Below are 23,626 nucleotides of genomic sequence, written 5' to 3' on the forward strand. Positions count from 1 at the left end.
CCGAACAATGACGGCCGCTGCAAATCCCCTGAATTCGTATGACTGTATCATACCGCACGAATATAAACGCTATATGAACGCGGCGTGACAGATCATCGACAATTTTCCTTACGGTGCATCGCTTTCGGCCAGCGGTTCAACGATTCCATGCGCCTTTGTTTCCTGTTTCAGGCCTTTGGCGAGGCGGTAGATGATCCAGGCCGTGAGCAATGCACTGATGATCATGATGATGATGTTCGCGAACGCTTTCGTTTCGATGTCAGCCATCGTCGTGACGACAAACCAGTCGATCGCGAAAACCTCATCGACCGGCACATACATCGACAAAGCCGCCAGCGCATTGTTGAGCATGTGGAACAAAATCGGCAGCAATAAATTACCGGTGCGCAAATACAGGAGCGACGCGATAATGCCGAACAGGAACGCGCCGACGAAATCAAGATGCAGCACGCCGAACAGCAAACTCGAGATCAAGATGCCGCCCCACATCGAGGTTTTCGCCGCGAAACGAGTTAAGAACACACCGCGGAAGACGAATTCCTCGACAATGGGCGCGAGGATCACGAGCGTCAGCAACATGAAATATTCATATCCGCTACCGCCCTGCATGTCGACCGGCTCGAGCAATAATTCCGCAAGCCACGGAAAAGCCGGGGAGAGGATGGTGAGCTGCAGCCAGAAAATCGCCAGCGAAAACGCAATCGACACGAATACCATGCCGACAATGGCAGGGAGCCATGGCTTGATGCCTTTCGTGGTAGCCACTTCACTCAGCGACCAATCGGGATTCTTGCCCCAATAATAATGAAAGAAAAAATACGGGACGACAATATAAAAGGCAATCTGCACCGCGATTTCGGTCGTGACGGCATCCGCGCCAATCAGCATGAAAATGATCAAAGTCGCAAGGACGCCGAGGATGGTGAAGAGAATCAAATAACGCGATTTCATTTCAGCGAACATAAATGGCCTCCTTTTCTGCCTTAATTATACGGAAGATCGGGCGGTTTGTTTCATATTGAATGAGATTCTTCCCGAATTCCACTCCCTTATCCAAAAATTACCGTATTGAAGAGAGCGTTTTCAGGGTAAGATGGTAGAAAAGGCAATGGAGACGGAGGGATGGCAATGGGGAAAGGGAAGCTATGGATGGCCGGGCTTGGGGCGACGCTTGTGCTTGCGGCGTGTTCTGACGAGGAAGCGGAAACGCCGGTGCCGGAAGAAGCGGAGCCGGAGACGGTCGCATCGCCGGAACCGCGCGCAGAGGAATTCATGGAGTTGTGGCAAGCGGGCGAATACGAAACGCTATATGAGGAATTCTTGACGGAGCGCGCCAAGTCGGCGTTCAGCGAAGAGACCTTCATTGAGTGGCAAGTGGAACTCGAAGAGCAATTGTCGCTGTCGGAGCGTGAGATCGATTGGCAAGTGGGCGAAGAGCCGTGGCTGAAAAACGAGCCGGCGGATATCCCGCTGACGATTTCGATGGACAGCGTCATCGGCGAGATCGAATTCGGCAAGACCTTGAGCTTTGTCTACGAGGAGACAGAAGAAAACGAAGCGGGCGAATGGTTCGCGGAATGGGATCCTTCCTTCATCTTGCCGAACCTGTCGGAAGGCGATAATGTATCCGTGCAAATCAGCGATACCGAACGCGGCGAGATCGTCGACCGCAACGGCAAGGTCATCGCCGGCAATACGGATGCATATGAAATCGGCGTCGTGCCGGGGAATTTCGACCGCGACGATTACACGGAGCGGCTTGCGGGGCTTTTGGATTTGTCCGTCGAAGACATTGACGCAGAACTCGAAAAGCCGTGGGTCGAGCCGCATCATTACGTGCCGCTCGGGACTGTCCGGCCGGACCGCGAGAAATTGAACCGGCTGTTTGCGATTCCCGGCACGAAGCGCACGAAAGTGACGATGCGCCATTATCCGTACGGCGAGTCGATGGCGCATCTGACCGGGTACATCGCGCCGATCACCGCTGAACAGCTGGAAGAACGCAAGGGGCAAGGCTACGGCCAAGGCGATATTGTCGGCCGCGAAGGCTTGGAGGAAATTTTCGAAACCGAGTTGCGCGGGAAACGCGGGGGCAAGATCTTGATTGAAAAGACCGCACAGAACGAAACGATCACCGCCGTCGACAACTCCTCGGCAGCCGGCGAGACGATCGAACTGACGATCGATGCGGAGCTCCAACAGGAAATCTATCAAGAGATGGGCGATAAGCCGGGCACTGCCGCTGCGGTCGACCCGTACACCGGCGAGACGCATGTGCTGGTCAGTTCGCCGGCTTACGACCCGAACGATTTCATTCCCGGCATCAAGGAAAGCCGCTTCCGAGAGCTCGCCGATGATCCGGACCAGCCCTTCTTCAACCGGGCAGCTGCGGCCTATCCGCCGTCCTATGTGATGCAGCCGATCACGGCGGCCGTCGCCATGAAGGAAGGGACGCTCGACCCGGCAGAAGGCATCGAGATCGACGGGGAAACGTGGCAGAAGTTCCCGTCCTGGAACGATTTCCGCATCACCCGCCCGAATCCGGGTGTCAAAAATCCGGTCGACTTGGAAAAAGCGCTCGTCCACTCCGACAGCATCTATTTCGCGATCCAGGCGACCAATATGCCGGACGATAGTTTCACGGAAGGCTTGAATGAATTCGGCTTCGGCACGGCCTTCGACTATCCGCTGCAGCTTGCGGCGTCTGAAATCTCGGAAAGCGGAACGTTCGGCTCGGAAGGCCAGCTCGCGAGTTCCGCATCCGGACAGAGCCAAGTGCGCCTCAATATCCTCCATACGGCGCTCATGTACGGCACCTTTTTGGCGGACGGCGACCTGAAAAAGCCGGTCCTAATCAAAGACGCCGAAGAAGAAAACCTGAAGCAGGGCCTCTTCAGTGCAGAACAAGCGGAATCGGTCCGCGCAGCGTTTGAACAAGCAGGCGACGAAGAGGGACATGAGCTTGCCGGCAAGACGGCTGTCATCAAAACCGACGGCGGCGACATGGCCTGGTTCGCCGGTTACGACCCGAAAGTCGGCAATCTGTCCGCTGCGGTCATGATGGAAGATGAGAAAGACGCAGCGGGCATTGCGGGCGCATTGTTCAGGGATGAATAAACAGGGAGAGGTGGACATGAAAAGCTTTTCGACGCATGACGAACAGCTCGCGATCCTGAAAAGCCGCGGACTCGCAATCGAAGACGAAGCGGCGGCAAGACGCGTGCTGTCGCGCGACAATTACTACGCGCTGATCGATGGTTACAAGGAGCCGTTCCTTGAGCGCAATGAAACGAAAAATCCGTACGGCGAGGAACTGTACGAAACCGGCACGACGTTCAATCATATCCTCGCGCTGTACCAATTCGACCGCAAGCTGCGATTGCTTGTGCTCGGGGAATTATTGAAGTTCGAGCGCAGCATCAAGTCCAAGCTTGCCTACCGGTTTTCCGAACGCTTCCCGGAAGTCGACAGCTTTCTCGACAGTGCGAATTACAGTCCGGACGAAATTCATTTTCACGAACGCGACCGCATTACGGTGACGCTCAATAATCTGATCGAAAGCCACCGAAAGCGCCACCGCGTGCGCTACCCCGAGCTCCGTGAGTTCTACGAAAAGCACAAGAACTTGCCGCTCTGGGTGCTCGTCAATTTCCTGTCGCTCGGCCAGATCACGAACTTCTACACGGTCATCGACCAAGACTTGCGCATGCGCATCGCACAGGATTTTGCAGACGATGCAGGAGAGCATGGCACCGGACTGAACGCAGCGGAACTCGACGAGATCCTGTCGATTGCGTTCCCGTTCCGGAACAAAGCGGCGCATGAAGAAGTGCTGTATTCGTTCCGGCTCAGGTCCCCGCTCGAACTTACGCGCTTGGAGGCGCAGCTGCATCAGGAAAAAGGCCAGATCACCCGCGGCACGACGGCTTCCCTCATTAAAGTTCTGAAAGCTGTGTCGCCAGCAGATGAGTATGAAGTTTTCACTCGGGAGCTGTTGGAATTGATCCGGAGCTTGGAGGAAGCGTTGCCGGAGCGGCCGTATGTGTGGATTATGAAAAGTGCGGGATTCCGCGAATAAAAAAGACTTTGAGACAGTCTTTTGGTATTTATAGAGCTTGGTTGCTGTACATTCCAGCAACTGAGTGGATTATAAAAGAAGCAGGATTCCGCGAATAGAAAAAAGGCCTGGTCCGCGGACCAGGCCTTTTTTCTATTAAAGACTCTGTGATTTTTGATAGTTACGTATACTGCGTTCAATCGCCGGGCGCGTTATCGAGAACACCGCACAGCCGAGCGCAATTAGTACGATTACGGCGCCGACCCAGGCGGTGCTCGTGACGGAGCCGGTTTGCGTCAAGGTGAGGCCGCCGACTGCGGAGCCGAGCGCGATGCCGACTTGCAGCGCGGAGTTATTGAAGCTCTGCTGGATGTCGGATGTGGCCGGATCGGTTTCGATCAAATAGCTTTGCTGCGGCGGGGCAAGTGCCCAGCTGAGCGCGGCCCAAATGACCATCACCGGCAAGAACACGATAAGCGAGAATGTCGTGAACGGAAGCACGAATAAGCTGACGGCAAACGCCGAGATGACGATAAGGATGCTCTTTTTCGAGCCGATTGAATCGGACATGGTGCCGCCGATTGCGCCGCCGCTCACTGCCGCGATGCCGAAGATCAAGTAACAGGCGCTGACCCAGAACGGGCTGAGCTGCATGGTCGTTTCCAGAAACGGCGTGAAGTAGGCATATACGGTGTAATGGCCGGCGAGCATGAACAGCGTCGCGAGGTGGGCGGTGCCGATCTTGGCACTCGCCACCGCTTTTAATTGCTGCTTAAGCGGAATCGCCGTGCCTCCTGGGATCGGCTGGATGTAAAGCGCGATCAAGGCCATCGAACCGAGCGACAAGGCTGCGATCGCAAGGAAAATGACGCGCCAGCCGAACGCATCGGCGATCAGGATGCCGAGCGGGACGCCGAGCACGAGCGACGAGCTGATTCCCATGAAGATCAAGCCGATCGCTTTCGCGCGGTAAGGCGGCTCGACGATTTTTGCGGCGATGGTCAAGGCCAATACGACGATGAGCGCCGTACTCGCCGCGGTAATGACGCGCGCGATCATCATCCATGTGAAGTCGGGGCTGAAGAAGGTCATGATGTTCCCGAGGAAAAAGATGAACATGGAAACCAAATACACTTTCTTGCGCTCAAAGCGGCTCGTCGCAATGAGCAGCACCGGGCCGGCCACGGCATAAATCAAGGCGAACAAGGTGATCAACTGGCCGGCAGCGCTCACGGACACATCGAACTCTTCGGCGATGGTCGGCAAGATGCCGCCGATGATCAATTCCACAAGCCCGACCGCCACTGTGGCGAGGGCTAAAATATAAACTTTCAAATTCATTACATACGCTTCCTTTCATATATACAAGTTTTACGGATTTGCGCCTTTTAATGGCTGGAGTGTTTCACCAGATATTCCGCAAAACAGCTGGCTTTCCGGGGGGCTCGAGCTGAACTAATTCGGGCTATACGCCCGAATGGATTTCAGCACTTCGCTGAACCCCCAGGAGTCTGCGCTGTTTTGCTCCATATCTTTTGCGTATCAGCTGAGTGGTCTCATCTTTTCAAGGCTTCGTAAGTCCAACTTGCAGAAGTATCTTCAGAAAATAAAAAAAATCCTGATTACAGAAAACGAAAAGATCGCTTTCTGTAATCAGGATTTTTCGGTTCCTGGTAGAGACCCTTAAGCCGTATCCTTAAGGTTATACAGATAGATTATGGGGGTTATTCACTTTGAACAGCTTACTACATAGACAGGTTTTATGCAAGAGAATATACAATAGACGTCCGACCTCTTGGGAAACCGAAACTTTTTCAAGGACTGGCCGTATACTTCATTACAATGGAAAACACAGCAAAATAAGAAAGGGTGGAGACGATGAAATCGACAGGGCACGTCTTTCTCATGCTCGGGTTCATCTTTTTGATTTTGAGTTTCACGGGCGATATGTCGCCGGCGCTCGGCATCGCGTTCCTGGCGCTCGGCATTATCTACAGCTCTGAAAACGCCGATAAAAAAGCGAAAAAGCCAAAAGGCAATTCTTAAGATTTTCTGGGGATTGGCGGATCCCGCTAGTCACTCGGAGCGAAAGCCTGTATCGTAGATGATAACAAATCTACCGGTACAGGCTTTTTTCATTTTAACAGGAATAGGGGAATATCAATGAACATACTCGTAGTCGAAGACGACCGGACGATCGCTTCCGGCCTGACATATTCGCTCGAACAGGAAGGCTTCACCACGGTGTTATGCCACACGGCAAAAGATGCCACCGCAGCAATCGAAGGGCAGCTCTCGGCAATCGATTTATGCCTCTTCGACCTGTCCTTGCCCGATGGCAGCGGCTATGATTTATGCGCGCTTGTGAAAAAGAAAAGCGACATCCCGGTCATTTTCCTGACGGCTTTCGATGATGAAGTGAATGTCGTCATGGGGCTCGATATGGGCGCGGACGATTACATTACCAAACCGTTCCGCGTGCGTGAATTATTGTCGCGCATCAATTCCGTATTGCGCCGCTATCAGCGTCATGCACAGCCGAAGACCGTCGTCGAACTGGGCGACGTTCAGATCAACACTTCGGATGGCAAAGTCCATAAAGCGGGCAATGAAGTTCTCCTCACTGCGCTCGAATATCGCTTGCTGCTCATTTTCGCGAACCACCTCGGCCAAGTGCTGACGCGGGCGCAATTGCTCGACCGCATCTGGGACGTCGGCGGCGATTTCGTCAACGATAATACGCTGACGGTCTACATTAAACGGCTGCGCGAAAAGCTGGAAGATGATCCCGCACGCCCCGAACTCATCAAAACGGTCCGCGGCATGGGCTATAAGGCGGGTGAGTAAGGATGCTGCGCAATATTGAAATCCGCTGGCTGCTGCTTGCACTTATCACGATCAGTGCGCTCGGCACGATCTTCTCAGCCATCTTCGTTTCCTATATAGCCGCGTGGTTCGTGCTCGGCGTTGCGTTATTGCTGAGTGCAACGGCGATCATCTTCACCTGGTGGCGCTACCGGGAAATCGAGCGCTTGTCCGGTTTCCTCCAGCAAATCAGCAGCGGCGATTTTCAGCTCGACGTGCGCGACAACCGCGAAGGCGAGCTGAGCTTACTCAAGACGCAAATCTACAAAGTGACGAAAATGCTGTCGGAACACGGCGCGCTGCTCACTGAAGACAAAGGCAAGCTGACGAACGCCATCTCGGACATTTCCCATCAATTAAAAACGCCGCTCACCTCGATGATGGTCATGGCGGACCTGTTGCGCGACAGCGACTTGGATGACGCGAAGCGCAGGGAATTCATCCGCAACCTCCACACACAGCTCGAGCGCATGGACTGGCTTGTGGCGTCATTACTCAAACTGTCGAAGATTGACGCCGGCACGATTTCATTCAAACAAGACCGCATCCCGGTGTCCAAGCTCATCGAAAAAGCGGTCGAACCCTTGCTCATCCCGATGGACATCAAAATGCAGGATTTGCAGATCGAAGGCGACCCGAATGCCGTGTTCAGTGGCGACCTCAACTGGACGGCCGAAGCACTCATCAACATCCTGAAGAACTGCGTCGAACATACCGGGGAAGGCGGCAAGCTCACCATCCGCTACGGTGAAAACGCGCTCTACACCGATATCACAATCGAAGACAACGGCAGCGGCATCTCGAGAAAAGACTTACCGTACATCTTCAAGCGCTTCTATAAAGGCGAAAACGCGGCCGACGATTCGGTCGGCATCGGCCTCGCCATGGCCTACAGCATCATCACCAGCCAGAGCGGCGGCATCGAAGTCGCAAGCACACCCGGTGAGGGCACCCGCTTCCATATCAAATTCTACAAGCAGGTGATCTAGCGCCTGCTTTTTTTGGTGGAACGAAAAAACAGAAACGCCGCGCCGTCGGAATTCCTGTTCAGTATTTATTAGTTAACCTTAAGGTTTATCACGAGGTGCTATTAAACCATCAGACGACCAGCGCAATGCTGGCAACACCCCAAGCGGTAACGCCCCATACCCACCATATCAAATGCTTGGTATCTTCGGCAGTTTCCCCACTGTCCGGCTTCGCCTTGACCCGCGCAAGCTTCGCATCCATCCGTTTCTTCATCGAAAGGAACACAAGCAAGCCGATAAGGATGAACCCGCCCATAAACCACAATAAGAAATCCACGTTTTCCCTCCTCTATATGGGTGAGTCGTTTCACGCTAAATCCGTGCAACCAACTGAACTCAATAGGAGTTTTGATAATGAAATTGTAACATGGAATCAATACCCGGAAATTCCCTTCCACTTTCAAACGGACTAAAACAGATCTCCAGCCAATATTCCTTAAGTGACCAGATTGTCACTTAAAAGTCACCGGACAGTCATGAACCCTCTCTATACTGAAGTTATCAGGTAAATCAAGAGTTCATAATCTGGTGAATGTATTCCGTTAATTTTTGATTAACCCGCATCTCTATCTATTTGATGATAGAAAAATGAAGTAAACTGCGAAGACGCCTGCGGGAAAGCGAGACAGCTAAGACCCTGCAGGAGTGCAGCGACGAAGCGGCTTAGCGCTCGCCCGCGGCAAGCGTAGCAGCTTTACGGAATGCTTCGAAAATACTCGATTTCAATATAAACAGTAACCAAACGGAGGGTACACTCATGACAATCATGGAAGTAAAAAACTTATCAAAAGTATACGGCAAGGATGAAATGGCAGTCATCGCACTCGACGATGTGTCGTTTAGCGTCAACAAAGGCGAATTCATCTGCATCATCGGGCCATCGGGTTCCGGCAAATCGACTTTGCTTCACCTGCTCGGCGGCGTCGACCGACCGTCTAGCGGCAAGGTCTCAATCGACGGCACGGACATCTATCAACTCGACGAAACGCAGCTCGCGATTTTCCGCCGCCGCCAAATCGGCTTGATCTATCAATTCTACAACTTAATCCCAATCTTGACGGTCGAAGAAAACATCACCTTGCCGATGCTGCTCGATGAACAACGCGTCGACAAACATCAATTCCGAAAAATCTCCGAGGCGCTAGGGCTCGACCAACGCCTCAACCATTTGCCGAACCAATTATCCGGCGGCCAGCAGCAGCGCGTGTCGATCGGACGTGCGCTCGTCAGCAACCCGGCAATCATGCTCGCGGACGAGCCGACCGGAAACTTGGATAGCAAAAACAGCGAGGAAATCATGGAGCTCCTGAAGATGTTCAACAAAACCTTCAAGCAGACTTTGATCGTCATCACACACGATGAGCGCATCGCCTTGCAAGCCGACCGCGTCATTTCGATCGAAGACGGCAAGATCGCCAAAGACGAGGTCATCCGCTCATGAACATCGTCAATAAAGTCACCGTCCGCCACTTGAAGGAAAACAAACGGCGCTCGCTTGTCACCATCATCGGCGCCATCATTTCCGTCGCCATGATCACCGCCGTCGCAACGCTCGGCGTGTCGTTTCTCGATCTGTTGATTCGCGGGGACATCGAAGAAAACGGCGAATGGCATGTGCAGTATCAAGACGCAAATGTCGAACAGCTCGAAGCGGTTGCTAAAGACGACAACACCGAACAGCTTATTGTCACGAGCGATGGCTTTGCCGCATTCGACAGCGCCAAAACGGAAAACAAACGTTATCTTTATTTTCGCAACTTCGAAGCACAAGGCATGGATCATTTCCCGCTTGCGCTCACAGAAGGGCGCTTGCCTGAAAACGCCAATGAAGTCGTTATCTCGGAAACTTTAAACACTAATTCCGACGAAACGTACCAAGTCGGCGACACTTTGACCGCTGGCATAGGCGAACGCATGCACAGCTTGGAAAATCGCAAGCTGTCAGAGTTCGATGCCATGCAATTCGGTGAAGGCGATACGTTTAATGAAGAACTGGTTAATGTAGAAGAGCAAACCTTCGACATCGTCGGCATCATCGAGCAGCCGGGCTGGGAAGTGTCTTGGCTGCCGGTCGTGAGCGTCGTCGGATTTACTGACACCAACACGGCCGCAGTGGATGACACGTTTGACGGTTACGTTGTCGCTTCAAAAATCAACAATGATTTATTCGATGATGCCAAAGCGTTTGCCGAAGCACAAGGCATTCCGTCGGTTGACTTCAACTCGGATCTTCTGCGCTTATACGGCGCGACGCAAAACGATAATTTGCGGTCGACCTTGTTCTCGCTCGCCGGCATCATGATGGGCATCGTTGTCATCGGCTCCGTGGCCCTTATCTACAACGCGTTCGCCATCAGCGTCTCCGAACGCGCACGCCATCTCGGCATGCTCGCAAGCGTCGGGGCGACGAAACGCCAGAAACGCAACTCGGTATTTTTCGAAGGGGCCATCATCGGCGCCATCAGCATTCCGTTTGGCATACTTGCGGGGCTTGGCGGCATTTGGGTGACCTTCCAGTTCGTAAACACCTTCTTGCAAGGCGCGCTCAATGTCGAGCAAGAGCTCGAAGTCGTTGTCACGCCGATGATGCTTGTCGTCGCAATCGGCGTCTCGGCACTGACGATTTTGATTTCAACGTACATTCCGGCGCAAAAAGCGTCGAAGATCTCGGCGATCGACGCCATCCGCCAAACGCAAGACATCAAACTGACGGGGAAAGCCGTGAAGACCTCGAAATGGGTGCGCAAGCTGTTTGGCTTGGAAGCGGAAATCGGCTTGAAAAACTTGAAGCGCAACCGCAAACGTTATTTGGCTACGGTGTTCTCACTGGTCATTTCGATTGTCTTGTTCTTGTCGGTGACGTATTTCACCAATAACTTGAAAACATCGCTTGAAATGACGCAAAGCGAGCTGCGATACGATATCCAATTGTATGGCGGTGAACTGAACGAAGATAGCCTCGAACAATACGCAAACCTTCCGGATGTCACGGAGGCCGGCTTGATGCGTCAGGCAGGAGGCGAAGCGCATATCTCGCAAGACCGATTGCCGGAAGCCTTGCTTGAAGAAATTGAACGGGGCGAAACGGAGCTCGTCGACGACCGCTACCGATATTACGTGTCGGTCTATGCCATGGACAGTGAAAACTTCGAGCAATACGCAGAACAAATCGGCGTCGATCCAGCCGATTTCGGACAGGAAACGCCGCGTGCCATCCTTATCGACAAAGTAGTCTACCAAGACGGCATGTCCGGCACGTTGAAAGAAACGGAGACTGTCAAAGTGGAGCAAGGCGAGAGTTTAGAACTTCTTGGCAGTTCCATCGATGAAATGGGTGAGGAAATCGAACCGGAAGTGCTCGCCAATGTCGAAATCGCCGCGCTGACAGACGAAACGCCTGCGGGTGTGTCCGCTTCCTATCTCGGCAATTTGGATTTGATCGTGCCGATGGATGCGCTCGATGAACTCGGCTTTATCGCGGACGACACGTACCCGTCCATCACGCTTGCATCGAGCGACCCAATGAAAACGGAAGCCGAGATTCTGGAAATCAACGAAGCGGGTATTGACATCTCGAATGTCTTCCAGCGGCGCCAGCAAGAAGAACAATTGGTCTTGCTCATGCAAGTGTTCACGTATGGCTTCATCACCTTGATCTCGCTCATTTCCATCGCGAACATCTTCAACACCATCTCGACCAGCGTTCAGCTCAGAAAACGGGAATTCGCCATGCTGCGCTCGGTCGGCATGACCCCGAAAGGCTTCAATAAAATGATTCGTTACGAAAGCCTGTTCTACGGCGTCAAAGCACTCGCTTACGGTTTGCCGATAAGTTTCGCGGCGATGGTTGCCATGCATTTTGCACTCGGCCAGACCTTCGATTACGGATTCATCGTCCCGTGGGGCAGCGTCGCCTTTGTCATCGTCGTCATCTTCTTGATCGTCGGAGCGGCGATGCTGTACTCGATCGCGAAAATTAAAAACGATAACATCATTGAGAGTTTGAAACAGGAAAATGCATAAGAAAAACGCGCTCTGCCTTTTGGCGGAGCGCGTTTTTTGCATAGAACATTAGATTCTACGAACAGTGTCTTTCTTGCGGAAAATCCCGATCAATAACAACACCAAGCCGATAATGAACGTGCTAGGGTACAGGATGGCAAGCATCGCCACTGCGGCCCAGCCGCTTCGCTCATAATGGGCATAGCCCATACTGACAAGCCAGGAAAACAAGGGGCAAATGATAAACATCGTCGTGACGCCCCAGATGATGTATTTGCCTTTACGCGAATAGTCCTTACCGAGCTGAAAGGCGAGAAGCAGCGAGACGAGCAAAATGCCACTGGCTGCGGCGTATTCCATATTGAACAGCCTCCTTTTGGTGGATGCCAATCTGAGGTGAGTGTCTGTATAGTTGAGTACAGTTTAACACAAATTTCCAAGTGCTGAAGTTCTGCTTGAAAACCAACCAGCGATCTTACCGAAAAGGTTTCCAATTATTCCCTGAGGGTAACAGGGTAGGAGAGTTGGGAGGAGAAAAAATGAATAACCGATGGAAAAATGCGTTATGGGTGATCCCCACTTATGGCGCAGTCGCTTTGATTATAGGGTACATCATAGAAGGAAAGCCGGTTTGGAATCTGGTCATCAGTTCCGTCATTGCTGGATTTCTTCTTTCTGTATTTATTTGGCCGCGCATGGAGAAGAAGCGGCTAGCAAAAGAGAAGAAGACACAAACCAACTGGGAGGATAATCGGAATGATTAACCTTACAGTAAAAGCTATTTTATGGGCAGTAGCATACGCTGTCGTCGCGTTTTGGGTGAGTTACATATTTGGAGGCGAGCCGGATTGGTTGTTTGTTGTCGGCTCATTGATTGCCGGATTCATTCTATTCGGTGTGCTGCGGCCCATCGTCCAGAACAAGCGCCGCAAGAAACAAGAGCGGGCAGGTGAACGTGTATGAACTGGCCGGAAATCAAGGAATACCTGACAGAGCCGATCATTTCGAAACAAAAGGACCCTTTGCTTATTTTTCCGTTAGGGGTTCTCGCTGCCTGGGCCGGGACAATGGTCTACCGAAGCAGTGGCATCACGTATTTTGAGTATCTGCAGTGGATGATTCCAGTCGCCATCCTTGCTTTCGCTTTATACTTTTTGCTGATTGCCTGGCTGAAAAAGCAGAGGGCAAAAAATAATCTATTCTACAAACGTCGATCACCAATAGATCGGCGTTTTTATTATGCGCTTAGGAGCCACCAACAAGCCTGCAAAACCGATTTCTCCACACCATAAAAATAATTTATCCCACACCCCAAAAACCTATTCTCCAAATGAGCAGTAAGTGCTATTATATGTAAGATATTCCAAATCGAGAGGGAGAAAATGATGAGCAGGACGAACATTCAATCAGATAGAGAGAGCATTTATTTTATTCTTAGCGTCATTATCAGTGTGTTGATTTATGTGTTGGCCGCCGTATCCATTATCGGAATCGCCATCGCCTTGGCGATTTTTGCCTTTTTGCTATTCACGAATGCAGTCATGCTCGGGACAATCCGTGGCAACGGGGTGCGCATCCACGAGCGCCAATTCCCGGATGTCTACGAACGCGTAAAGATATTGTCTGCGCAAATGGAAATCGGCCGAGTCCCAGACGTATTCGTCGTTCAATCGGAAGGAGCACTCAACGCTTTTGCAACACGCTTCTTCGGGCGCGACATGGTCGTGTTGTATTCGGAAGTGTTTGAACTGGCGCGCGAGCAAGGCCAAGATGAACTGGATTTTATCATCGCCCACGAACTGGCTCACGTAAAACGCTGCCACGTCTGGAAAAACCTGTTGATCCTGCCGGCCGGGTTCATCCCGTTCCTCAGTACGGCGTATAGTCGCTCGTGTGAATACACATGCGATCGCCACGCCGCCTACGAAATTCAAGATGCTGCTGCTGCGAAACGCGCATTGACACTGCTTGGCATCGGCAAGAAAGCATATGCGGAAGTGAACGAAGATGCGTACCGTGAACAGATCCACACCGAATCGAATGCATTCGTTTGGCTGGCCGAAGTATTGTCGACGCATCCGCGTTTGCCAAAACGCATCCAATCGATCGACTGGTTCAGCAAGGCCGACGTCAAATTCTACCAGCCGAAACACGGCCGGATTGCTCTTGGGGCAGTCGCCATCGCTCTTGCCTTGAGCTTGGCGTACGCTGGAGTTCTTGGCGTGTTCGCCACCACCTCAGCTATTGCCGATTCGTTCTTACCCGAATTTGACGATGCGTTCTACGATGAAATGTATAGCATCGAAGGTGAGACTCCGCTCATGGCAGCCGCAGCAGCAGGTGATGTCGCTGGTGTCGAACAAGCACTCGCTGACGGTGAGGACATTCATGCGAAAGACTCGGAAGGCTCTGACGCCTTGATGTACGCCGTCCACTGGGGCGACCCTGAGGTGATCCAAACATTGGTAGACGCAGGGGCCAAGGTGAACACATCCGACTATTACACAACGGCCTTAGCAGTTGCCGTCATGTACGAAGATTACGAGAGCGCCAAACTGCTTATCGAAAATGGCGCCGACCCAACATTTGAAGGACCCGACGGCTTAAGCGCTATTGATGAAATGGGCGCAGATTCCGAAGAAGAGTTCATGGAAATGCTCGAACAAGGCTATTAATAGATATCAACAAACAAGCGTCGATCGCTAACAGATCGACGCTTGTTTCATTTTTACGCTGCCGTCATCGCCATCGACATGATCGATGCCCCATTCACAATTTCCTGCGTTCTCCCACTCCACTTCATAGCGCCCCCAACTGTACTCGATGGACAGGACCTCCGCATCTCCGAACGGATTCGTATGAAGCTCTTCAATGATTGCGAGGACTTCGGATTCAGTGATCTGCGGTTGTTGCATGCAGCCTATAAGAAAAATACTTAAGAATATAATGAGCAAACTCAAGCGCTTCATGGCTTCACCTCTTTCCCAGATAGACGCGACTGCATCGACAAAAGTTACATAGATTTTGGCTGAATAGGTTATGTGTTGGCGCTCGGCGGGTAGGCAGGGAGTAACCCCCAATCAGTCAGCAATCGGAATGACCTTGATGAATAACAGACACGGCCCTACTTACATGAACCCTCAAAACCTTAAGTAGAGAGGACTGTTTGAAATGAAGAAATTTGCAGGACTTATCTTGGCAAGCGGTTTGGCATTGTCGGCATGTTCAGGAGACAGCGAACCGGAAACGGAACCGCTTGAAGAAAACGACGGCGCGGATGATACATTGACCGATACGGAGGATGGCGAAGAGGAAGAAGAGGATTGACCCGGTGCCGGTATCGGTAATAGGGTTTTGAAAACACCGACATAAAAATAAGAGCTGGGAAAAGAGCCTGTGCAACCGCAGGCTCTTTTTTGTGTGTAAATCAATTTTCCAGCAGGACTGTTATCTCCTTGTGATGAATAGGTAATATCAGTGAAATAACCCATTTAATTGGTAATTATATATTTCATCTAGTATAATTTGTCATTAACAACATAACATTTATTCGTCATTCCGATGAAGAAAAGATGACACGAGAGGCCGTCTTGATTCACTGGACACCAAAGAAATGAGGAGGACGAGGAGAATGATTAAAAAATGGTTTGCGGCAGGAACGATCGGTGCAGCATTGACGCTCAGCGCCTGCGGTTCGGATACGACCGAGGTCAATGAGGAACAAGATACGACAGCTTCCGAAAGCGTGGAAGAGACGGAAGAAGAAGTCGGCGAAGCAGAAGAAGAGCCTGCTGAGGAACAAGCAGCGGAAGAAGAAACGGAAGAGTCGGAAGCGGGCAAACGCTCGAATCCGGTAGCGGTCGGTGAGACGAAAGTAGTCGACATCACCATCTTCGACAATGAGTCCAATTCCTACGAAGGCAAAGCGGAAATCACTGTCAATTCCGTGACGCGCGGCGAGGAAGCATGGGAAGAAATCCAAAGCACAAACGAATTCAACGAAGAGCCTGCAGAAGGCCATGAATACCTGATGGCTGACGTGACGGCGACACTCGTGGAAGCGGAAACGGAAGACTACGCCTGGTATGTGGATGCCATGAACTTCAGCTTCATCGGCAGCGACGGCTCGCCGTATGACTGGACATCGGTCGTCGTGGAGCCCGAATTGAACGGGGAAGTCTATGAAGGCGGCACGTTGGATGGCAAAGTGGTCAATATGGTGAAACAAGATGATCCGATCCTCTTGGTCTTTGAAGACGGAAATTGGGACAATGTGTTCTTCAGCACAGAGGAATAAAACGGAGAAACCACAAAGGGAGAAGGATATTTTATGAAGAAATTTGCAGCAATCATCGCAGCGAGCGGTTTGGCACTCGCCGCTTGCTCGAGCGACAGCGAACCTGAAACGGAACCGGTTGAAGAAACTGACGGAGCGGCAGACACGATGACCGAGACGCAGGATGCAGATGCAGAAGAAGCGGAATCAGATGAAGAAGGCGGAAGCGTCAGCGTCGATGAAGGGCTGTTTGACGTCGAAGTAACCATTCCGTCCTCGTTCTTCGAAGGGGAAGACCCGGAACAAGTCGCAGCGAACGTCGACAACGCAGAAGAAGCGATCGTCAATGACGACGGTTCCATCACTTACAAAATGTCGAAAGCCCAGCACGAAGAAATGATGGAAGAAGTCGCAACAAGTGTCAAAGAAGCGACCACTACCATCACCGAGTCCGGTGACTATCCGTCTATCCAGGCAATCGAAACATCCGACAACTACGACCAATTCATCGTCCAAGTCGACCGTGAAGCGTACGAAAACAGCTTCGACGGCATTGCGACGATGACCCTTGGAGTAGTCGGTTCCTTGTATCAGCTATTCAACGGGGAAGACCCTGACAGCTACAAAGTCATCGTCGAGATGGAAGACGCGGAGAGCGGGGAAGTGTTCAATACGACTACTTATCCTGAGGCGTTGGAAGAGATGGGTGAAGAGTAGAATAAATTTCAAGAAGCCCGAATCCTTTATTGGATTCGGGCTTCTTATTATGAAAAAATTTTTAAAAAAAATTTGCTTTGAAAATAAATTAGAATTTTATCAATAAAAATAAAAAAATTCTGTTTATTATAAATTTTTTATGCTATTATGAGAAAAAGTTTTCTTAAAACATATTTTTTACTGTGTCACTGTAATTTTAGAAAGTAGGGAATCTATCATGGATGAAATTCACCAAAAGATTAAGCATTTAAGAATCGAACAAGGTTTAACTTTGAAAGACCTGAGCGAGAAGACAAATCTATCTGTCAGTTTTTTATCACAAATTGAGCGAGGATCTTCCTCTTTGGCGATTACTTCTTTAAAAAAAATAGCGGATGCATTCGAAGTTCCGATCACATTTTTCTTCGACACTGAAGTGAACCACAATTACATGCTCCCGGCGAAAGAAAGAAAACCTTTCAAGTTGGAAGGGGCGCCGACAACATACAGTCGATTGAACGGTGAATTCGGCGGCAGGAGTTTGGAGCCGCTGCTCGTTACGTTAGCTCCAAATCAGGAGCAAAATCAGACTTCGAATCACCCGGGTGAAGAATTCTATTATGTTTTGAAAGGAGCTGCCTTATTCAAGGTGGATGGCAAAGAATATATCGTGAGAGAAGGTGATTCCATTCACTATCCTTCAGAAGTGCCTCATTCCTGGGAAAATATTTTGAACGAAGAAACGGTCATCCTATGCGTCCTGACTCCGGTGATTTTTTAATTTAAATGAAGGAGAGTTGATTATTCAATGAGAGTAGCTACTGATATTGGAGGAACATTTACAGATTTGGTTTATGTCGATGATCAAGGTGTTGTGGGAGTTGCAAAGTCCCACACGACTCCCCCCAATTTTGAACAGGGAATCATTGACGTCATTAAAAAAAGTGAAATTGACCAGCAAACGATTGAAACCTTTATCCATGGAACGACTGTCATTATCAACGCTCTAACTGAACGAAAAGGTGTGAAAACCGGGCTCATCACGACGCAAGGTTTCCGAGATGTATTGGAAATCGGAAGAGGAAATCGGCCGGATCTGTTCAACGTGCGCTACAAGAAACCGGCTCCTTTTGTGGAACGCTACCTGCGGCAAGAGGTGGAAGAACGATTGAACCAAAAAGGCGAAATCGTTGTTCCGCTCGACCAAGATCGCATTAAAGAATTGGTGGCTTATTTTAAAAAGGAACAAGTAGAAGCACTCGCCGTTTCTTATTTGCATGCCTATAAAAATCCGGAACACGAGCAGCAGACGGTCCAATTGATCAAAGAGCTTTGGCCGGAAATCTCAGTCACTGCTTCCCATGAAGTCACCAAAGAATGGAGAGAATATGAACGTACTAATACAGCAGTTTTGAATTCGTACGTTAAACCGATTGCATCAAAATATATTAATAAACTGGATGCGAAATTGCTTGAAAATAAGGCCAATAGCTTTAACTATATTATGCAATCCAACGGAGGGACGACGACATTTGAACAGGCCAAAAAGACGCCAATCAATATGGTCGAATCCGGGCCGGTTGCCGGTATATATGGTGCAGCCTACCTGGGAGAAATCATTGGAGAGAAAAATGTCATTGCCTTCGATATCGGTGGGACGACGGCAAAGTGCTCGCTCATCAGCAACGGCGAGGTAAAGGTCTCTACGGATTATTACATCGAAAAGGATAACCTGAATGCAGGATATCCGATCAAATCCCCCGTCGTTGATATTGTGGAAATCGGAAACGGCGGTGGCTCAATTGCCTGGATAGATGAAGCAGGATCGTTGAAAGTCGGTCCCCATTCAGCAGGAGCTGTGCCAGGCCCTGTGGCGTACGGACAAGGCGGGACTGAACCTACTACGACAGATGCCAATTTACTTACGGGCCGGTTGTCCCCGGAGAACTTCGATTACCAAGTGGATATGAAACGTGTCGAACAGACCATTGATGAAAAAGTGGCCCGAAAATTCGATATGACAGCAGAAGAAGGAGCTCTAGGAATCATCCGGATAGCCAACGCCAATATGTTGAATGCACTGAAATTGATTTCGGTGAGAAAGGGATATGATCCAAGAGATTTCACTTTAGTAGCGTTCGGCGGCGGCGGATCGATGCATGCGCCCGCTTTGGCCCAGGAGTTGGGCGTAAAAAAAGTCGTCGTTCCTGTAGCTTCCTCAGTGTTTTCTGCCTGGGGGATGCTGATGACCGACTTGCGGCATGACTATATCCAGACCTATATCAACCAATTGGAAAAAGTGGCACTCACCGAACTAAATGCAGAATGGGAAAAACTAGAGAGCCAATCGATCGAACAATACAAAGAAGAGAACATCAATGAAGAAAACATCCTCTTCCACCGTTTCCTCGATATGCGCTATGCCGGCCAGGAGCATACAGTGAAAGTCCCGTTGAAAAACGGGGAGATCACGGAGCAGACAGTTCAGGAAACGATCGAACTCTTCCATGTCATGCATGAACAAAGCTATACCTTCAAACTAGTGGAAGCACAAACCGAGATCGTCAACCTGCACTTGACCGCGTTCGGCCATGTACAAAAACCGCAATTGCAGAAACTGAAGACAAAAGGGACAGACACGGCCCAGGCTTTGAAAGAAACCCGCAATGTCTATTATGAAACAGGTGGCTGGGTAGAGACGAAAGTTTATCACCGCTATCTCCTTTCACCGGATATGGTAATCCAAGGGCCAGCCGTCGTAGAAGAACCAACAGCGACCACCGTCATTTACAAAGGCCAAACCTTGACTGTCGATGCCTATGGGAATTTAGTGATTGAGATGGAGGTTAAACAAGATGCCGATTACCAATAATGAAGTGAAAGTCAATCCGTTTACAGTTGAAATCGTCAAAGATTCATTAATCGCCATTGGCGAAGAGATGTTCCAGGCGCTGGCCAGAACCTCCATGAGCCCGATCATCTATGAAGTGCTGGATTATGCCAGCGGGTTGACTGATTCTAAAGGACAGCTATTGACGCAAGGAAACGGGGTTACAGGCTTTATCGGGATGCTGACTTTCATGGTCAAGGAAACCTTGAACAAGTTCGGCGAAGACGGCTTGAAAGAAGGTGACATTTTTATCATCAACGATTCCTATGTAGGCGGCGGATCCCATTTGTCGGATGTAGGACTTGTCATGCCGATTTTTCATGAAGGAAAAGTCATCGCATTTTCCGCCAATAAAGCCCACTGGACAGATGTAGGCGGGAAAGATCCTGGGTCGTTCAGCAACGATGCAACTGAAATTTACCAAGAAGGTCTGCAATTCCCTTGTGTCCGTTTATTCGAAGAAGGTAAGTTGAATGAATCTGTCTTGGATATTATCAAAGCTAATATCCGCTTCCCAGATTTGTCGATTGGCGATCTCTGGGCACAGGTAGCTGCCTTGCGTACGGGAGAAAAACGAGTCAAAGAGCTGTGCGTGAAAAACGGGGCGGAAGTCGTGCAAGCATCCATAGACCATCATTTGGACCACGGCGAGCAGATGGCACGTAAAGAACTGGCAAAACTGCCAAAAGGCGAATTTACGGCAGAAGATTTTGTGGATGATGACGGCTTCGGAAACGGACCTTTTCCGATCAAAGTAAAAGTGACGATTACCGAGGACAAATTCATCTGCGATTTCCGCGGCAGCCACCCTCAAGTACCTGGTCCGGTCAATTGCACGTACACAGGATTGGTATCTGCAGTACGCACCGTGTTCCTGGCTGCGACTAACCCTTCACAAGATGTAAATGATGGGGTCTTCCGGCCGCTTGAGATCATCACGGACCGGAAATCCATTCTCGCCGCAGAACGGCCAGCGCCGGTCTCGATTTACTGGGAAAGCATGCAGGGAGGCGCTGACCTCGTATGGCAGGCCCTGGCTCCATCCTTACCTGACCGTTTATCGGCTGGTCAATTGCTATCGGTTTGTGCCGTGACCTTATCCGGAGAACATCATGTATCGAACGAGCCGTTTCTCATTGTTGAACCTTCTGCCGGTGGCTGGGGAGCTGCCAAAGGACAGGATGGCGCGCGCGGTCAGTTCTGTATAGGGGACGGCGAAACATACAATGTTCCGGTTGAAGTGGCTGAAACGCGGTATGGCGTTATGATTGATGAATATAGCTTGCGAACAGACGGAGCAGGAGCGGGCGAATTTATCGGCGGTGCCGGTGTAATACGGACGTACCGGGCAATGACGGATAAGCAGCATGTTTCTGCCACCTTTGGCCGAAACAAATACTTCCCATGGGGCTTGAACGGCGGCAGCGAAGGATCTCCAAATGAATTCGTAATCGAAAAAAACAACGGGGAAACAGATGGTCCGTTCGGCATTTACCCACGCTACCCGCTCAACAAAGGGGATTCAGTGAAGCTGATGACGGCGACTGGCGGCGGATACGGTGATCCTTTAACGCGTCCAGCCAAGCAAGTGGCACAAGATGTGAAAAACGAATACATGACAATCGAACAAGCAAAAGAAGTTTATGGAGTGGTTGTGAATCCTGAGACATTCACCGTAGACGGACTAATCGGGAGGAAAGAATAACCATGGACATTATCAATATCAATGAACTTATTCAAGAAGGCAACCAAGCTTATTCAATGCATACAATTTTCAAGGAACAAAAGATGGATGCTCAGGTCAAAGTAGGCCATGTCGTCATCTATCCGGGGCAAACAGTGCCACTCACAGGCTTTTCGAAGCATGCAGAAAACGAATACTCCGTCATCGTTAAGGGATCAATCGTTACAGAAATAGACGGCAAGAAACACCGGATCTCTGCTGGACAAGCGAGCTTTATCCCGAAAGGGGAAGAGCATATCGCTGTAAATGATTCCGAGGAGAATTGCGAATTGGTTTTCGTCATGGTCGGTTAATCGAGAACAAATGGGACTATCAAAGGGGGAATAACGATGGAGAATAAAGGAATAACTAATGCAGTGGGAAAAGATGAAGCATTAGCGGCCATTCCTGCAGGCAAACGCCAGCATTGGCTGACGCCCGCCATGATTTTCGGGGGACTAGAGTTTACGATTCCAGTTTTGATGGTAGGAGCCACACTGGCAGGAGCTTTTGGCATGTCCCAGATTTTCTGGATTCTGCTCGTTTCGTTGTTTGTCGTTCAATGGATCGGGAACGCCATCGCCGGTTACATCGGAGCAAAAACCGGCCGGTCTTCTTCCGTTATTGCCCGGACCAGCTTCGGGGCGGCTCAGGCAAGGTTCATCGTCGGAATGACCATTTTCATCGTGTCTCTTGGTTGGTGGGCGCTTCAGACCGCCGTCGCTGGAAATGCCATATCTGCGATGCTCGGAATTGACTACCAAAACGAAATCCTTCCATGGGCCATCGTGACGATCGTCGTCGGACTACTTTTTGCGATCCCTTCCATTATCGGATATGGATCCATGAAGTGGACAGATTATATCGCTGTACCCGCAGGGCTTCTTTTGATCATTGGCGGGATCTTCTATGCATTGCAAAATACAGGCTGGTCTACAATCATGGCCTGGAGACCTGAACCTTCGATGACGTTTCTCGCTGCATTGAGCCTCGTCATCGGAATCAATGTATCCCAATGGGTCATTGCTTCGGATTACACCCGTTATGCGAAACCGAAAGTAAAAGATAATGTCCTGATTCCACTTGGCATCATTGCTGTTGGGTTTCCTTTGTTCTACGTCGGAGCCATCATGTCAGTGGGTGTCGGCGATGCTGATATCGTAAACGTCATGATGAACCTCGGCTTCCCAGTATGGGGCTTCCTAATTTTATGGTTTGCCACTTGGACTAGCCAACTCGTCAACAACTACAGCATGGGACTTGCGATGGCCAATATCTTTAACGTCAACTCAAATAAAGGAAGAGCGATTTTGACATTAATCGGGACGCTACTCGCCATCGTTGTCGCTTTGGCTGGAATTCTCGATTACTTCATGGATTTCCTTTATATGACCGCATTAGTCTATCCTGCGATCGCAGGAGTCATGATGGCAGACTTCTTCTTTATCCGCAAACAGCAATGGGCAGATAATAAGGGGTGGAACTGGATGGCAACTATAGCCCTAGTCGCTGGGGTACTCGTGGGATACTTTACGCAATACGTCAACAGCTTTGGTCTCCCGGCAGTCCAGTCATTATTCGCAGCAGGAATCGTCTATTTTGTCGCTATGAAAGTAAAAGCAGCAGTCAAACCGGATCATTTCACTGTGCCGATTGAAAGTTCGAAAGCAGTGGATGAGCTCCATGAAGAAGGAAAGCCCGTCTAAGCACGCTATACACAAATAATAAATTGAGAAAAGCCTTTAAGCGTTAGCAGCTTAAAGGCTTTTTCTGTTTACTTCATAATTTATCGATTTATGACCTTTGATTAATAATCTATCAAAAATTGTAGTAATATTGCGAAAAGTATCCTCACATTAGTTAAATAATGCTAAACTAAAAATAAGTTAGATACAGGATTTTACAACTAAAGTAGATAGCGGTCAGCTGCACGATTAGCTATAACTAAAGTTTTTTAGAATTCATCAGTCATTAACTGGAGTTTCTTTCTTCTAGACCGTATGAAAGTGCAGAAGAATCACTCTATTCTTTATTATATTCGCCATCTAATCGCTATCCAGAATAAGTTAAAGCACATTAATTGCAGCAA

At 50.0% G+C, this 23,626-nt stretch carries 24 protein-coding genes and 1 riboswitch; of the genes, 19 read left to right on the forward strand and 5 right to left on the reverse strand.

Features of this window, described 5'->3' with window-relative positions; genetic code table 11:
* Nucleotides 1-108: 108 nt before the first annotated feature.
* On the reverse strand, nt 109-963 hold the full coding sequence (locus BBI15_RS03345; protein ID WP_068872205.1) for a CPBP family intramembrane glutamic endopeptidase: 855 nt from the start codon (nt 961-963) through the stop codon (nt 109-111).
* A 165-nt stretch (nt 964-1,128) separates the two neighbouring features.
* Here BBI15_RS03345 and BBI15_RS03350 point away from each other — a divergent pair, with 165 nt between their 5' ends.
* Both BBI15_RS03350 and BBI15_RS03355 read left to right on the forward strand, forming a co-directional pair.
* Nucleotides 1,129-3,117: a penicillin-binding transpeptidase domain-containing protein gene (locus BBI15_RS03350; protein ID WP_068872207.1), complete on the forward strand. Its 1,989-nt coding sequence runs from the start codon at nt 1,129-1,131 to the stop codon at nt 3,115-3,117.
* A 16-nt stretch (nt 3,118-3,133) separates the two neighbouring features.
* Complete coding sequence (locus BBI15_RS03355; RefSeq protein WP_068872209.1) at nt 3,134-4,078, forward strand: Abi family protein; 945 nt, start codon at nt 3,134-3,136, stop codon at nt 4,076-4,078.
* 135 nt (nt 4,079-4,213) lie between these two features.
* Here BBI15_RS03355 and BBI15_RS03360 read toward each other — a convergent pair whose 3' ends face one another.
* Nucleotides 4,214-5,398 (reverse strand): MFS transporter, encoded by a 1,185-nt coding sequence (locus BBI15_RS03360; RefSeq protein WP_068872211.1) that lies wholly within the window; start codon nt 5,396-5,398, stop codon nt 4,214-4,216.
* Between the two features lie 289 nt (nt 5,399-5,687).
* Nucleotides 5,688-5,787: riboswitch (purine riboswitch) on the reverse strand.
* A 148-nt stretch (nt 5,788-5,935) separates the two neighbouring features.
* Between BBI15_RS03360 and BBI15_RS16365 the strand changes: the two genes are divergently transcribed.
* The 3 genes from BBI15_RS16365 (at nt 5,936) to BBI15_RS03370 (ending at nt 7,911) form a co-directional block, all read left to right on the forward strand.
* A complete protein-coding gene (locus BBI15_RS16365) occupies nt 5,936-6,103 on the forward strand; it encodes a hypothetical protein (RefSeq protein ID WP_157101615.1) in 168 nt (55 codons plus the stop codon).
* Nucleotides 6,104-6,220: 117 nt separating this feature from the next.
* The gene (locus tag BBI15_RS03365; RefSeq protein WP_068872213.1) at nt 6,221-6,904 is read left to right on the forward strand and encodes a response regulator transcription factor; all 684 of its coding nucleotides are present in this window, start codon (nt 6,221-6,223) and stop codon (nt 6,902-6,904) included.
* A 2-nt stretch (nt 6,905-6,906) separates the two neighbouring features.
* Nucleotides 6,907-7,911, forward strand: a complete 1,005-nt coding sequence (locus BBI15_RS03370) for a sensor histidine kinase (protein ID WP_068872215.1) — start codon at nt 6,907-6,909, stop codon at nt 7,909-7,911.
* A gap of 109 nt (nt 7,912-8,020) precedes the next feature.
* On the opposite strand, the gene BBI15_RS03375 is transcribed toward BBI15_RS03370, so the two are convergent.
* The gene (locus BBI15_RS03375) at nt 8,021-8,227 is read right to left on the reverse strand and encodes a hypothetical protein (protein ID WP_068872217.1); all 207 of its coding nucleotides are present in this window, start codon (nt 8,225-8,227) and stop codon (nt 8,021-8,023) included.
* Between the two features lie 480 nt (nt 8,228-8,707).
* On the opposite strand from BBI15_RS03375, the gene BBI15_RS03380 reads away from it, so the two are divergent.
* Together BBI15_RS03380 and BBI15_RS03385 are read left to right on the forward strand one after the other, a co-directional pair.
* Nucleotides 8,708-9,391 carry an ABC transporter ATP-binding protein gene (locus BBI15_RS03380; protein WP_068872218.1) on the forward strand — a complete coding sequence of 228 codons (684 nt, stop codon included), beginning with the start codon at nt 8,708-8,710 and terminating at the stop codon, nt 9,389-9,391.
* Nucleotides 9,388-11,973, forward strand: coding sequence for an ABC transporter permease (locus BBI15_RS03385; RefSeq protein ID WP_068872220.1), 2,586 nt, complete (start codon nt 9,388-9,390; stop codon nt 11,971-11,973). The genes BBI15_RS03380 and BBI15_RS03385 overlap by 4 nt, the downstream gene beginning before the upstream one ends.
* 48 nt (nt 11,974-12,021) lie before the next feature.
* Here BBI15_RS03385 and BBI15_RS03390 read toward each other — a convergent pair whose 3' ends face one another.
* Nucleotides 12,022-12,312: a hypothetical protein gene (locus BBI15_RS03390; protein WP_068872221.1), complete on the reverse strand. Its 291-nt coding sequence runs from the start codon at nt 12,310-12,312 to the stop codon at nt 12,022-12,024.
* A 179-nt stretch (nt 12,313-12,491) separates the two neighbouring features.
* Between BBI15_RS03390 and BBI15_RS03395 the strand changes: the two genes are divergently transcribed.
* The 4 genes from BBI15_RS03395 (at nt 12,492) to BBI15_RS03410 (ending at nt 14,627) form a co-directional block, all read left to right on the forward strand.
* The gene (locus tag BBI15_RS03395) at nt 12,492-12,716 is read left to right on the forward strand and encodes a hypothetical protein (RefSeq protein ID WP_068872222.1); all 225 of its coding nucleotides are present in this window, start codon (nt 12,492-12,494) and stop codon (nt 12,714-12,716) included.
* Nucleotides 12,709-12,915, forward strand: a complete 207-nt coding sequence (locus BBI15_RS03400; protein ID WP_068872223.1) for a hypothetical protein — start codon at nt 12,709-12,711, stop codon at nt 12,913-12,915. The genes BBI15_RS03395 and BBI15_RS03400 overlap by 8 nt, the downstream gene beginning before the upstream one ends.
* Complete coding sequence (locus tag BBI15_RS03405; RefSeq protein WP_068872227.1) at nt 12,912-13,244, forward strand: hypothetical protein; 333 nt, start codon at nt 12,912-12,914, stop codon at nt 13,242-13,244. Before BBI15_RS03400 ends, BBI15_RS03405 begins: the two co-directional genes overlap by 4 nt.
* Before the next feature lie 90 nt (nt 13,245-13,334).
* On the forward strand, nt 13,335-14,627 hold the full coding sequence (locus BBI15_RS03410) for a M48 family metallopeptidase (protein ID WP_335645698.1): 1,293 nt from the start codon (nt 13,335-13,337) through the stop codon (nt 14,625-14,627).
* 27 nt (nt 14,628-14,654) lie between these two features.
* Here the strand turns inward: BBI15_RS03410 and BBI15_RS03415 are convergent, their stop codons facing one another.
* Nucleotides 14,655-14,921 (reverse strand): hypothetical protein, encoded by a 267-nt coding sequence (locus BBI15_RS03415; RefSeq protein ID WP_068872232.1) that lies wholly within the window; start codon nt 14,919-14,921, stop codon nt 14,655-14,657.
* A gap of 202 nt (nt 14,922-15,123) precedes the next feature.
* Here BBI15_RS03415 and BBI15_RS16370 point away from each other — a divergent pair, with 202 nt between their 5' ends.
* The 8 genes from BBI15_RS16370 to BBI15_RS03450 all read left to right on the forward strand — a co-directional run bounded on the left by BBI15_RS16370 (nt 15,124) and on the right by BBI15_RS03450 (nt 23,243).
* Nucleotides 15,124-15,279, forward strand: coding sequence for a hypothetical protein (locus BBI15_RS16370; RefSeq protein WP_157101616.1), 156 nt, complete (start codon nt 15,124-15,126; stop codon nt 15,277-15,279).
* Nucleotides 15,280-15,583: 304 nt separating this feature from the next.
* Nucleotides 15,584-16,249: a hypothetical protein gene (locus tag BBI15_RS03420; RefSeq protein WP_068872233.1), complete on the forward strand. Its 666-nt coding sequence runs from the start codon at nt 15,584-15,586 to the stop codon at nt 16,247-16,249.
* A gap of 33 nt (nt 16,250-16,282) precedes the next feature.
* Nucleotides 16,283-16,945 (forward strand): hypothetical protein, encoded by a 663-nt coding sequence (locus tag BBI15_RS03425; protein ID WP_084632725.1) that lies wholly within the window; start codon nt 16,283-16,285, stop codon nt 16,943-16,945.
* Between the two features lie 217 nt (nt 16,946-17,162).
* Nucleotides 17,163-17,705, forward strand: coding sequence for a helix-turn-helix domain-containing protein (locus BBI15_RS03430; RefSeq protein WP_068872234.1), 543 nt, complete (start codon nt 17,163-17,165; stop codon nt 17,703-17,705).
* A gap of 27 nt (nt 17,706-17,732) precedes the next feature.
* The gene (locus BBI15_RS03435; protein WP_068872235.1) at nt 17,733-19,796 is read left to right on the forward strand and encodes a hydantoinase/oxoprolinase family protein; all 2,064 of its coding nucleotides are present in this window, start codon (nt 17,733-17,735) and stop codon (nt 19,794-19,796) included.
* Nucleotides 19,780-21,519, forward strand: a complete 1,740-nt coding sequence (locus BBI15_RS03440) for a hydantoinase B/oxoprolinase family protein (RefSeq protein ID WP_068872237.1) — start codon at nt 19,780-19,782, stop codon at nt 21,517-21,519. The genes BBI15_RS03435 and BBI15_RS03440 overlap by 17 nt, the downstream gene beginning before the upstream one ends.
* 2 nt (nt 21,520-21,521) lie before the next feature.
* Complete coding sequence (locus BBI15_RS03445; RefSeq protein ID WP_068872239.1) at nt 21,522-21,851, forward strand: cupin domain-containing protein; 330 nt, start codon at nt 21,522-21,524, stop codon at nt 21,849-21,851.
* Between the two features lie 36 nt (nt 21,852-21,887).
* Nucleotides 21,888-23,243 carry a purine-cytosine permease family protein gene (locus BBI15_RS03450; RefSeq protein WP_068872241.1) on the forward strand — a complete coding sequence of 452 codons (1,356 nt, stop codon included), beginning with the start codon at nt 21,888-21,890 and terminating at the stop codon, nt 23,241-23,243.
* Nucleotides 23,244-23,626 lie beyond the last annotated feature (383 nt).

It is taken from the genome of Planococcus plakortidis, from assembly GCF_001687605.2.
GTDB lineage: Bacteria > Bacillota > Bacilli > Bacillales_A > Planococcaceae > Planococcus > Planococcus plakortidis.